The organism is Lysinibacillus sp. FSL K6-0057, from assembly GCF_038630885.1.
GTDB classification, from domain to species: Bacteria; Bacillota; Bacilli; order Bacillales_A; family Planococcaceae; genus Lysinibacillus; species Lysinibacillus fusiformis_F.
Map to the genome: position 1 here is coordinate 1,120,929 of NZ_CP152047.1, position 13,106 is coordinate 1,134,034.

At 39.5% G+C, this 13,106-nt stretch carries 10 protein-coding genes; all 10 read left to right on the forward strand.

What is annotated here, in order from left to right; genetic code table 11:
* Window positions 1-2 precede the first annotated feature (2 nt).
* Window positions 3-1,106, forward strand: coding sequence for a dipeptide epimerase (locus tag MHB40_RS05205; RefSeq protein ID WP_205441915.1), 1,104 nt, complete (start codon window positions 3-5; stop codon window positions 1,104-1,106).
* A gap of 135 nt (window positions 1,107-1,241) precedes the next feature.
* On the forward strand, window positions 1,242-3,287 hold the full coding sequence (recG, locus tag MHB40_RS05210; RefSeq protein WP_342442681.1) for an ATP-dependent DNA helicase RecG: 2,046 nt from the start codon (window positions 1,242-1,244) through the stop codon (window positions 3,285-3,287).
* A 132-nt stretch (window positions 3,288-3,419) separates the two neighbouring features.
* Window positions 3,420-3,992 carry a transcription factor FapR gene (fapR, locus tag MHB40_RS05215; protein ID WP_205441917.1) on the forward strand — a complete coding sequence of 191 codons (573 nt, stop codon included), beginning with the start codon at window positions 3,420-3,422 and terminating at the stop codon, window positions 3,990-3,992.
* Between the two features lie 2 nt (window positions 3,993-3,994).
* On the forward strand, window positions 3,995-4,987 hold the full coding sequence (gene plsX / locus MHB40_RS05220) for a phosphate acyltransferase PlsX (protein WP_205441918.1): 993 nt from the start codon (window positions 3,995-3,997) through the stop codon (window positions 4,985-4,987).
* A gap of 18 nt (window positions 4,988-5,005) precedes the next feature.
* Window positions 5,006-5,959: an ACP S-malonyltransferase gene (gene fabD / locus MHB40_RS05225; RefSeq protein WP_342442682.1), complete on the forward strand. Its 954-nt coding sequence runs from the start codon at window positions 5,006-5,008 to the stop codon at window positions 5,957-5,959.
* The gene (gene fabG, locus MHB40_RS05230) at window positions 5,952-6,698 is read left to right on the forward strand and encodes a 3-oxoacyl-[acyl-carrier-protein] reductase (protein ID WP_205441920.1); all 747 of its coding nucleotides are present in this window, start codon (window positions 5,952-5,954) and stop codon (window positions 6,696-6,698) included. The genes fabD and fabG overlap by 8 nt, the downstream gene beginning before the upstream one ends.
* A 58-nt stretch (window positions 6,699-6,756) precedes the next feature.
* Window positions 6,757-6,993: an acyl carrier protein gene (gene acpP / locus MHB40_RS05235; RefSeq protein WP_009371143.1), complete on the forward strand. Its 237-nt coding sequence runs from the start codon at window positions 6,757-6,759 to the stop codon at window positions 6,991-6,993.
* 390 nt (window positions 6,994-7,383) lie between these two features.
* The gene (gene rnc / locus MHB40_RS05240; RefSeq protein ID WP_012293239.1) at window positions 7,384-8,148 is read left to right on the forward strand and encodes a ribonuclease III; all 765 of its coding nucleotides are present in this window, start codon (window positions 7,384-7,386) and stop codon (window positions 8,146-8,148) included.
* A gap of 3 nt (window positions 8,149-8,151) precedes the next feature.
* Window positions 8,152-11,733 (forward strand): chromosome segregation protein SMC, encoded by a 3,582-nt coding sequence (gene smc, locus MHB40_RS05245; protein ID WP_342534066.1) that lies wholly within the window; start codon window positions 8,152-8,154, stop codon window positions 11,731-11,733.
* Window positions 11,730-13,001 (forward strand): signal recognition particle-docking protein FtsY, encoded by a 1,272-nt coding sequence (gene ftsY, locus MHB40_RS05250; protein WP_342534067.1) that lies wholly within the window; start codon window positions 11,730-11,732, stop codon window positions 12,999-13,001. Before smc ends, ftsY begins: the two co-directional genes overlap by 4 nt.
* Window positions 13,002-13,106: the final 105 nt, after the last annotated feature.

Consider the following 13,106-nt stretch of genomic DNA (forward strand, 5'->3'; position numbering starts at 1 on the left):
TCGTGATAAAAAAGATTGAAGTGTTTGCAGCACGATTACAATTAAAGGAACCATTCATTATTTCGTATGTTCATTTAGATGATATGCCAACTATTCTTACCAGAATAGAGACGGATGAGGGGGTAGTTGGCTGGGGCGAAGCTGTGCCTGATCAAAATGTGACTGGTGAAACTTGGGAGAGTACGTATCACGTTATTAAACATGAATTAGCCCCATTATTGATTAATGAAGATCCATTTGCAGTAGAGCGTATTCATAAAAAGTTTAATGAAAAAATTGATGGAGTCCCTTCAGCAAAAGCAGCATTGGACATTGCACTCTATGATTTGATGGGGAAAATGACTGGTCAACCTGTTTATCAATTAATTGGTGGAAAAGCACATGAGGAATTACAGGTGCCAAGAGTGATTAGTATTAAAAGTCCGGAAGAAATGGCTAAAGATGCAAGTGAATTTGTAAAATCGGGTTTCCGTAATATTAAAATTAAGGTTGGTACAAATGCTGAAATAGATATTGCTCGTATTCGTGCGGTAAGAGAAGCAATAGGGGATGAGGTGCAACTGCGGGTAGATGCCAATCAAGGTTGGAATAGAATGGAGACATTAAAAGTAATAAGAGAAACTACAGCTTGTCATGTAGACTGGTACGAGCAACCTGTAAAAGCACATGATTTAAGAGCGTTAAAAGAAATCAGAGCCCTTTCTCCTTGTAGTATTATGGTAGATGAGGGTGTTCATAATATTTATGATTTAGTCGATGTCATAGAAATGCGTGCTGCGGATATGCTAAATATAAAATTAATGAAATCAGGTGGAATCTATCCAGCTCTAGCTCTAGCAAGTCTGGCAGAGGCTGCAGAGATGCCTTGTCAAGTAGGCTCTATGGTGGAATCAGCAATCGGAACAATGGCTGGGGCACACCTAGCGATTAGTAAGTCGATTATCCATACAAACGAGATGGTTGGGCCATTAATGTTTGTAAAAGATGTGGCAAATGTTACATACTATAAAGACATCCTACAGTTAAGCCATAAAGCTGGATTAGGAATAGAAGTTGATGAGCAATATGTGAAAGAAATTACATGCTTCTCCTGTGAAATTAAATAATCAAAAATTTAACCCTATCAATCATTGGTAGGGTTTTTGCTTATATGTAGGGTTAGGGAAATAATTTATGGTACATTAGATAGAGAGAGGGTATAACACTACATAAACATTCAATGAAGGGAGTTGTGGGAGAAGATGACTGAATTATATGGACCCGTCAATGAATTAAAAGGCGTCGGGAAAGAAACAGCAGCACATCTTGAATCACTAGGAATCAATACAATAGCTGATTTATTATGGACGTTCCCACATCGACATGAAGATTTTCGTTTAAAAGATTTAGCGCAAACACCACATAACGAACGAGTGACGGTTGAATGTAAGGTGGAGCGTGAGCCTACAGTTTTGTTTTTAGGTCGTAATAAATCAAGACTTCAAGTAACCGTTTTAGCAGGACGTCATTTAGTGAAAGTCGTATTTTTTAATCAGGGCTATTTAAAGCAAAAGCTTGTACCTGGAGCCATTATTACGGTGACTGGAAAATGGGATCGTGGTAGACAAGTAATCAACGGCACTTCTGTCACATTTGGTCCTAAAACGGATCAAGTAGACTTTGAGCCTGTCTATAGTCTGAAAGGTTTGATCCCACAAAAAAGATTTCGAAAATATATGCGACAAGTGTTAGATGACTGTGGTGCAGTGTTGACAGATACCATTCCACATTATTTACTAGAGTCGTATAAGCTCGTTTCAATAAGAGAGGGCTTGGAGGGTATTCATTTTCCACTGGATGCCGGACATGCTAAACAGGCAAGAAGACGCTTTGCCTATGAGGAGCTATTGAACTTCCAATTGCGTATTCAAGCTTTACGGAAAATAAGGAAGGATAGTGAACACGGTACAGTCATTCAGTTTGATGTGCATAAGTTACGAGACTTTATTGCTTCTTTGCCCTATGAATTGACGAATGCCCAAAAACGCGTGGTGAATGAAATTTGTAAAGATTTGAAGGAACCGCATCGAATGAATCGCTTGCTACAGGGGGATGTAGGTTCAGGGAAAACAGTCGTAGCGGCAATAGGGCTATATGCGGCCGTAACAGCAGGTTTTCAAGGAGCCTTAATGGCACCAACTGAAATATTAGCAGAACAGCACTTGGAGAACTTGAAAGAATGGTTCCAGCCCTTCGGCATTCGTGTTGCACTGTTATCTGGGTCCACTAAAACAAAGGAGCGACGTGTGATATTAGCTGATTTGGCAAATGGGGATCTTGATATTGTCATTGGCACACATGCACTAATCCAGCCAGATGTTGTTTTTCATAAATTAGGCTTTGTCATCACGGATGAACAGCACCGCTTTGGTGTGGAGCAACGTCGTGTTTTGCGAGATAAAGGGGAGAATCCAGATGTGCTCTTTATGACAGCTACCCCGATACCAAGAACACTGGCTATTACGGCATTTGGGGAAATGGATGTATCGATGATTGATGAAATGCCAGCAGGGCGCAAGCAGATTGAAACGCATTGGATGAAGAAAGAACAAATCGGCTCTGTTTTGTCCAAGCTAGAATTAGAGTTAGCGGCTGGAAGACAAGCCTATGCGATTTGCCCGCTTATTGAGGAATCCGATAAGCTTGATGTTCAAAATGCAGTGGAAATTTATGAGCAGCTAGCGACTTATTTTAAAGATCGTTATCAGGTCGGTTTAATGCATGGGCGTTTATCAGCCGATGAAAAAGATGCTGTTATGCGGGCTTTTAGTGAAGGAACCATTCAGGTTTTAGTTTCTACAACCGTTGTGGAGGTAGGTGTGAATGTGCCGAATGCTACCTTTATGATTGTCTATGATGCTGAACGCTTTGGCTTAGCGCAGTTGCATCAGCTTCGAGGGCGTGTTGGGCGTGGAGAGCATCAATCCTACTGTATTTTACTTGCTGATCCTAAGTCTGATGAGGGGAAAGAACGTATGCAATCGATGACGGAAACGAATGATGGTTTCCGTTTAGCTGAAAAAGATTTGGAATTAAGGGGACCAGGGGACTTTTTTGGTAGAAAGCAAAGTGGTTTACCTGATTTTAAAGTAGCTGATTTAGTACATGATTATCGTATATTGGAGACCGCTAGAAAAGATGCCACAGAGATGCTTGAAACAAAGGCGTTTTGGCAGGATGACGACTATCAATACTTGCGTAAAATGCTAGAGGATTCTGGTGTTTTACAAGGGGAACGCTTCGATTAGTTTTGGAAGCTTATTAGCATAGAAAGAATGTAAGTACTTGATTTCAAAACAAGTCTTGCATTCTTTTTTTATACTCTATATACTGATATTAGTACCAAGTGCTAATAACAACTCAAAAGGTGGCGAATGAAGTTGAGACGAACGAAAAAAGAGCGACAGCGACTACTATCTGAAACGATAGCTGAAAATCCATTCGTCACAGATGAACAGCTAGCAACACAGTTTCAGGTAAGTGTCCAAACAATTCGTTTAGACCGTATGGAGTTATCCATACCAGAATTACGAGAGCGAATTAAAGACGTTGCTTCAAAAAACTATGAAAATGAAGTAAAATCTCTACCGATTGATGAGGTCATCGGGGAAATTGTAGATATTGAATTAGATCATCGAGCACTCTCGATTTTTGATGTACAAGAAGAGCATGTTTTTCAGCGCAATGGCATCGCACGTGGCCATCATTTGTTTGCGCAAGCAAATTCATTAGCGGTTGCAGTAATTGATGACGAACTAGCATTAACCGTACATTCCAATATAACGTTTGTGAAACCTGTACGAGCTGGAAATCGTGTTATTACAAAAGCGATTGTTATCGGACGAGATGAACAAAAACATCGTACAAAAGTCGAGGTAACATCTACCGTTAATGGTGAAACCGTTTTTGTTGGTGAGTTTGATATGTACCGCACGAAAGGTAAAGGTGAGTAACAATGAAATTAGCGCTTGATGGAATGGGTGGAGACAATGCACCAAAATCAGTTGTTGAAGGTGCACTTTTAGCATTAGAGCAAATCCCAAACTTAGAAATTCAATTATATGGTCAGCAAGATAAGCTGGAACCATTTTTAAAACAACATGATCGATTAAAGGTTATACATTGTGAGGAAGTAGTAGAAGGAACTGATGATCCTGCCCGCGCTGTTCGTAGAAAAAAAGATTCTTCAATGGCACGTATGATGGATGCAGTAGAAGAAGGTAGAGCAGATGCTTGCCTTTCTGCTGGGAACACAGGTGCCCTTATGGCAGGAGGCTTATTTAAAGTAGGTCGCATTGAGGGAATAGCTCGACCAGCATTAGCTACAACGCTACCAACATTAGATGGTAAAGGCTTTTTAATGCTTGATTTAGGAGCAAACGCAGATGCTCGACCAGAGCATTTAGTGCAATATGCGATTATGGGTGATATTTATGCTAAAAAGGTTGGAGGATTACAAAAACCACGAATTGGCTTATTAAATATCGGCACTGAGGATAAAAAAGGAAATGAACTAACGAAAGCAGCCTTCGAATTATTGAAGGAAGCGGATTTGAATTTTATTGGTAATGTTGAAGCGCGTGATTTACTTGAAGGAGTAGCTGATGTTGTTGTAACGGATGGCTTTACAGGCAATATGGTGTTGAAGTCTATTGAAGGGACGGCCGGTGCTTTATTTTCCATGTTGAAAGAGGCCTTTATGTCTTCAACGAAAACAAAAATTTCGGCAGCACTCATGAAAAATAATTTACGTGACTTGAAAAATAAAATGGACTATACAGAGTATGGTGGCGCAGGATTGTTTGGCTTACAAGCACCTGTTATTAAGGCACATGGATCATCTAACGCGAAAGCGATTTTCAGTGCCATTCGACAAGCCAATACGATGGTAGAGCATACCGTTATCTCGACGATTACTGAGACAGTACGTCACATAGAAATTGATTAAGCAAAGGGGATTATTCAAATGACGAAAATAGCATTTATTTTTCCAGGACAGGGTTCGCAAGTAGTTGGAATGGGTCAAGAGTTTGTTGAAAATGCTGCAGAAAGTAAAGCGTTTTATGATCGTGCAGATCAAGCTCTTCAATTTGAATTATCTAAATTAATGTTAGAAGGTCCAGCAGAAGAGTTAACATTGACATATCATGCACAGCCAGCGCTTCTTACTACTGGTGTAATGGTGGCCGAAAAGTTGCGCGCAGCAGGTATTCAACCACACTACGCAGCGGGTCATTCACTTGGAGAATATAGTGCATTGGTTTTAGCAGGCGTTATGTCATTTGATGATGCCGTGTCGATCGTGCATAAACGAGGTCTTTATATGAATGAAGCTGTACCAGCAGGACAAGGTGCGATGGCGGCAATTCTAGGAATGGAACTAGAGGCATTGAACGAGGTAACAAAGCAGGTGTCAGCTGCAGGCGACTCTGTTCAGGTGGCCAATGTGAATTGTCCAGGACAAATTGTTATTTCAGGCACTAAAGAAGGAGTAGATAAAGCAAGTATCGCCGCTAAAGAAGCTGGTGCAAAACGAGCAATCCCTTTAGTTGTAAGTGGTCCTTTCCACTCTGATTTAATGCAACCATCCTCAGAGAAACTGCAAGCAGCATTGGCAGAGGTTTCTTTATCCGCACCTGAAATACCTGTGATTGGTAATGTAATGGCGAAGGAATTAAAAGATTTAGCTGCGATTCAACAGGAGCTAGTTGAACAGGTCTATAGTGCTGTGCAATGGGAAGCATCTATGCGTGAAATGATTGCGCAGGGCGTTGATGTCTTTATCGAATGTGGACCTGGCAAAGTATTAAGCGGTCTCTTGAAAAAAATTGATCGCTCTGTTGCAGCTTATTGTGTTTATGATGAAGCTTCATTAGAAGCAGTTTTAGAAGCATCGAAGGAGTGGTCAATCAATGCGTAAATTAGAAGGAAAAGTAGCTGTTGTAACAGGAGCTTCAAGAGGAATTGGACGTGCTATTGCTTTAAAGCTTGCTGATGAAGGTGCGAAGGTTGTTGTGAACTATAGTGGCTCACAGGCAAAAGCGGAAGAAGTAGTGGCGATGATTCAAGAAAACGGTGGCGAAGCCATTGCTGTGCAAGCTAGCGTTTCAAAGACAGAAGAAGTTACAGCTTTAATGGATGCTGCTGTGAAAACATTTGGTTCTCTTGATATTTTAGTTAATAATGCTGGTATTACAAGAGATAACTTGATCATGCGTATGAAAGAGGACGAATGGGACGATGTATTAGACACGAACCTTAAAGGTGTTTTCCTTTGTACTAAAGCGGTAACACGTCAAATGATGAAGCAACGTGCAGGTCGTATTATTAATATTTCTTCTATCGTTGGTGTAGCGGGGAATGCTGGTCAAGCCAACTATGTTGCGGCTAAAGCAGGTGTTATTGGACTAACGAAAACGACGGCAAAGGAATTAGCTTCTCGTCATATTTTAGTCAATGCCATTGCACCAGGTTTTATTGAAACAGAAATGACAGAACAATTGCCAGAGGATATCAAACAAGGTATGCTTACACAGATTCCTCTTGCGAAACTTGGTCAGCCAGAGGATATTGCAAAAGCAGTAGCTTTCCTTGCATCGGATGACGCTAATTATATGACAGGGCAAACGCTTCATATTGATGGCGGCATGGTCATGTAATTTCAATTAGGCATATACGCTGATTTTTTGTATAATCATTTGAGGGGAGGTGAATCATTTGTCTACAGTATTAGAACGCGTAACAAAAGTAATCGTGGACCGTTTAGGTGTGGAAGAAAGCGAAGTAACGCTTGAAGCTTCTTTCCGTGATGATTTAGGTGCTGACTCATTAGACGTAGTTGAGCTTGTAATGGAGCTTGAAGACGAATTCGATATGGAAATTTCTGATGAAGATGCTGAAAAAATCTCAACAGTAGGTACTGCAATCTCATACATCGAAAGTAAATTAAACTAATTTCGTTAAAACTTTATTTAGTGAAAATAGATCACCTCTATAGGTGTAATGGTCATCGTAATCATACAATGGTTTTTATGGTAGCTTGAATAAAGTAGAAATTACTTTTTCTGCTTTTACTTGAAAGAAGAAGCAGATTCAATGAATGAAGATGTATTTAAAGGGGACGAAATGGATCGGTTTTCGATCTATTAACGTCCCTTTTTTCATGTTGAAAATTAATTACGCTTTGGCTTCAAAATTCTCTCTCAAGGGAGATGCATGCTGAATCAAGATAAATTTTCGGAAAAATTTCCAAAACATTGTGTTTAAGCCGAAATACTTTTGCATAAACGCCTTGAAAAAGGTACACTAAAACGGTAGAAACTATTAGGAAGGCAGATTTGTTCAATGGCTATGAAAAGAAAAGGAACTATGCAGAAATCTGGCGTACTTCCTGAAAAAGTACGCAATCAATTTGAGCTGTTACAGCATGAATTAAATATCACATTTATTAATAAAAATTTATTGTACCAAGCATTCACGCATTCATCTTATGTGAATGAGCATCGCCGTAAACTATTTACGGATAATGAGCGTCTTGAATTTTTAGGAGACGCAGTACTTGAACTGTCTGTTTCTAAATATCTTTTTGAGAAATACCCGAATATGAGCGAGGGTGAGTTAACAAAGTTAAGAGCTTCCATTGTTTGTGAGCCATCCCTAGTTATTTTTGCTAATGAGCTAGGCTTTGGACGCTTTGTTTTACTTGGAAAAGGTGAGGAATTAACAGGTGGTCGGGAACGTCCAGCGCTACTTGCAGATGTATTTGAATCATTTGTAGGCGCACTCTATTTAGATCAAGATTTACAAACGGTCGTGTCCTTTTTAGAACGGATCGTGTTCCCAAAAGTAGAAGTCGGTGCTTTTTCGCATGTGATGGATTTTAAAAGTCAATTGCAAGAAATGGTACAGCAAACCAATAATGGACTTCTTCATTATGAGATTATCGATGAAAAAGGCCCAGCACATAATCGTACCTTTGTATCAAGCGTATTATTAAATGGACAAGAGCTTGGTATTGGTCGTGGAAAATCAAAAAAAGAAGCCGAGCAGCAAGCTGCACAATGTGCTATGCGAATGATGCGTGAAGAAGCTGCAAAAGAGGAGGCTTAATAGATGTTCCTAAAACGACTAGAAGTGATTGGCTTTAAATCTTTTGCGGAACGCATTGGAATTGATTTTGTACCTGGTGTTACAGCCGTTGTTGGACCAAATGGCAGTGGAAAAAGTAATGTCACAGATGCGATTCGTTGGGTACTTGGGGAGCAATCGGCAAAGTCGTTACGTGGAGCAAAGATGGAAGATGTTATTTTCGCTGGGAGTGACTCTCGTAAGCCACTCAACTTTGCAGAGGTAACACTTATATTAGATAATACTGACGAGCAACTTGCTTTTTCTTATACAGAAGTCAGTGTAACAAGACGCGTATACCGTTCAGGTGATAGTGAATATTTATTAAATAACCAACAGTGTCGCCTGAAGGATATTACGGACTTGTTTATGGATTCAGGACTTGGAAAAGAGGCATTTTCAATCATCTCTCAAGGACGTGTGGATGAAATTTTAAATAGCCGACCTGATGACCGTCGTTCTATTTTTGAAGAGGCAGCTGGCGTTTTAAAGTATAAAATAAGAAAGAAAAAAGCAGAGCATAAGCTTGTTGAGACAGATGAAAATTTGTATCGTGTATTAGACATTCTCCATGAATTAGACAACCGATTAGAGCCGCTTGAAATGCAGGCATCTAGTGCAAGAGACTATGTACAAATGTCTACCGAGCTAAAGGATTTTGATATTGCCATTCTTGTGCATGATTTTAAAAATTGTGCACAATCTTTGCATGCGCTAAAAGAGGAGTTTGCTGAGCTTTCAGCAACGGAGCTAAAACAAGCTCAAAAAATTACAACGATTGATAAACAGACTACCAATATCCGTAAGCTATTAAAAGATCTGGATGATTATTTGGATGTTTCGCAAGCTGAACTTGTCAATGCCACTATGGAGGTAGAACGTTGGGATGGTCGTAAGGCACTGATGGCTGAAAAACGCCAAAATGCATCCAATCAACTTCTGCAGCTGAATACGACATTACAAGAGGCTAAAGCAGAGGTAGAATTACTGCTTGTTCAAGAACAGGAGAAAAAAGAAGTGTTCTCCGAGAAACAACAAGCCGTTTCAGTGTTAAAACAGAGCATCAAACAGTTAGAACAATCATTAAATCGTTCTGTGACGGAAATCGAGGAAGAAATCGAAGAGCATAAAAATCGATATATTGATTCATTAAATGAAGAAGCAACAGTCAAGAATGAATTGAAAAATATCGACCAGCAATTAGCTCAACAAAAGGCAATGGCAGCAAAAATGTCCGATCAAACAGATGAAATTGGACAGGAGCTTATGCAAATTATTGCTGAAAAAGAAAAGTTAGTGGCTGAACATGCCTTAACAACCAATGATTTGCAGAAAAAAATAGAGCAACATGAAGCCTTACAAATACAGTTGAAAAATGTCAATATATCCTTTACTGAAAAGCAGGATATGCTGTACAAAGCCTACCAGCACCAACAGCAACTAAAGGCTAGAAAAGATACGTTAGCTGAGCTCGAAGCTGATTTTTCTGGGTTCTTCCAAGGTGTTAAAGAAGTCTTACTTGCTCGTGATAAAGGCGAATTACAAGGTATTGAGGGTGCTGTAGCTGAGTTAATTCAAGTTGAAGGAAAGTATTCACAAGCGATCGAAACAGCTTTAGGTGCTGCCTCTCAACATATTGTCACAACCAATGAACGTCATGCACAACAGGCCATTCATTGGTTAAAACAAAAACGGGCTGGACGTGCTACTTTTTTACCAAAAACAGTCATGAAATCACGCAAAATTAATCTAGGGACTATTCAAATAGCAACTGAGCATCCTGCTTTTATTCAAATGGCAGATGCGCTTGTTACTTTTAACGAAGATAATCGAACAATTGTTGAAAACCTTTTAGGAAATGTCATCGTGGCAGCAAATTTAGAAGGTGCAAGTCAAATTGCTCGTTTATGTGGTTTCCGATACCGAGTTGTCACACTTGATGGAGATATTGTCAATGCAGGTGGTTCATTAACAGGTGGTGCATTGAAACAGCAATCCTCACTCTTCACAAGAAAGGCCGAGTTAGATGATTTAATCCTTAAGCTAGAATCATTACAAGCTTCCATTTATAGTGCCGAACAGGCTGTTGCAGCAGAAAAAGAGAAGCTTGCGATACTGCGAGATCAAGTAGAGCAACTAAAGCTTGAAGGAGAGCAACTACGAAAAGATGAAATGCAACAATCTAGCCGTATTCGTGAGCTAGAAATGGTAGAAAAAAGCTTATCGGCCAGAGTAACCTTTGCTTCAACTGAAACACAGGATGTAAAAACACGTGAGGAAGCATTGTTGACACAAAAACAAGTGGCAGTGGAGCGATTAAATACCCTTGCTATAGAGCTTGTCGAAATCAATGAAACTGTAGAACAATTAAGTAAGGTAAAGTTACAAGGTGAGACAGAGAAAGATGTATTACGAGAACGACTTGCCGAAAAACGTTCACAGTTAGCAGTTATGCAGGAACAAATGTCACAAGTTCAAATTACTACTGCTGAACTAGCACTACAATTAAACAAAGCACAACAAAAAGTCAAAAATATTTCTCAGGAAATAGTGTGGCTTCAATCTGATGAATCGACAAATCATTTAAGTGATGAAGAGGTCGAGGAACAGGTTGTTACATGGAAAGCAAGAAGAGATGCCTTACAAGAAACTATTTCTGACAAGAAAGAGCAGAAAATAGGTCAGCAACAAGAACTAGCTACATTAGAAGAGCAACTGAAGGAACTGCAACGTATTCATAAAGGATACCTTGAGGCAATACGTGCAAATGAGTTAAAACGAAATCGTGTAGAATTTGAAATGGATAATTTTATAGAACAACTCGAAGAAAATTATCAGTTAACATTCGAAGAGGCTGAAGAAGAAGCTCTAGCCATCGAAGATGAAGAGTTTGTGCGAAGACGTGTAAAATTATTAAAAAGATCCATTGAAGAGCTAGGACCTGTTAATTTAGGTGCAATTGAGGAATATGATAGAGTGCTAGAACGTCATACTTTCTTAACTGAACAACGAGAGGACTTGCTTGCTGCGCAGGAAACATTGCATGAAGCAATCAAAGAAATGGATGAAGAAATGACGTTGCGCTTTAGTGAAACGTTCTATGCTATTAGAGAGCAATTTAAACGTGTTTTCCGTGAACTATTTGGCGGGGGGCAAGCTGATTTAGTTTTAATTGACCCGCAAAATTTATTAGAAACAGGTATTGAAATTGTGGCACAGCCTCCAGGAAAAAAATTACAAAATTTAAGTTTACTTTCTGGTGGTGAGCGCGCACTTACGGCCATTGCTTTATTATTCTCCATTCTAAATATTCGACCTGTACCATTTTGTATTCTTGATGAAGTAGAGGCGGCTTTAGATGAGGCGAATGTTGTGCGTTATAGCCAATATTTGAAAAAGTTTAGTCGCAACACACAATTCATTGTTATTACCCACCGTAAAGGAACGATGGAGGGAGCCGATGTCTTGTATGGTATAACAATGCAGGAATCAGGTGTGTCGAAACTTGTATCAGTAAAACTAGAAGATGAACCCGTACTTGCGGAGCAAAGGAGCGAACAAGCATGAGTTTTTTTAAACGTTTAAAAGATAAATTAATGGGTAATCCAGCAGAGGAAGAAAAACTAGAGGCAGCTGACAAAGAGCAGGATTCTGATCAAATAGAGCTAGAGGAATCAAACGAACCTGCTGCCATTGAGACTGTGGATCTAAAAGTGCCTGAACAAGGTGAGGATTCACCAGAAATGGAGATTGTGAAAGAAGCTGAAGTGGAAGCAGAACCAGAATCCTCACCTGAGATAGAAGAAGAACAGTCAGAAATACAGGAGCTAGCTGTAGTAGAGGACGAACCACTGGAAGAGAAAAAGCCTTCTGCTTGGTCAATAACACAAAAGTTCAAGGCTGGTCTTGAAAAAACACGTAATTCCTTTACTTCAAAAGTGAATGACCTTGTTGCACGTTATCGTAAAGTGGATGAGGATTTCTTTGAAGAATTAGAGGATTTACTATTACAGGCTGATGTTGGATTTGAAACAGTCATGGAACTCATGGATAAACTTCGCTATGAAGTTCAGCGTAAAAATATCAAAGATACAAATGGTATTCAAGCAGTGATTTCTGAGAAGCTTGTAGAAATTTATGAGCAAGGTGAAGAAGATTTAATTGAACTAAATATGCAGCCAGATGGTGAACTGACTGTTATTTTATTTGTTGGCGTAAATGGCGTTGGGAAAACAACGACGATAGGTAAGCTAGCGCATCGCTTAAGATCCCAAGGAAAAACAGTTGTGTTAGCTGCAGGTGATACGTTCCGTGCTGGTGCCATTGATCAATTACAAGTGTGGGGAGACCGAGTTGGTTGTGAGGTCATTAAACAATCAGAGGGCTCTGACCCAGCGGCAGTCATGTATGATGCGATTCGTGCAGCAAAAAACAGAAAAGCGGATGTGTTAATTTGTGATACAGCTGGACGTTTGCAGAACAAAGTGAACCTAATGAATGAGCTTGAAAAGGTTCATCGTGTTATTTCACGTGAAATTCCAAATGCTCCACATGAAGTATTATTGGCATTAGATGCAACAACTGGCCAAAATGCGCTTGTTCAAGCACAAACATTTAAAGAAGCGACGAATGTAACAGGTATTGTTTTAACAAAGCTTGACGGTACAGCTAAAGGTGGTATTGTCCTTGCGATTCGCAACAAGTTACACATTCCTGTAAAATTTGTGGGTCTTGGTGAGAAAATGGATGATTTACAGCCATTTGATGCAGAACGATATGTTTATGGATTATTTGCCGATGGTTTAGATAAGGAATTACAAAATAATGAAGAGTAACAGCTAACAGTAGCTGAATAATTTTATCTTGATTAGAATTCATCTCCCTCCTCTTTTGGGGAAGGTAGATGCTTAATTTGCTTCAGTTTTTGAACAAAATTGGAT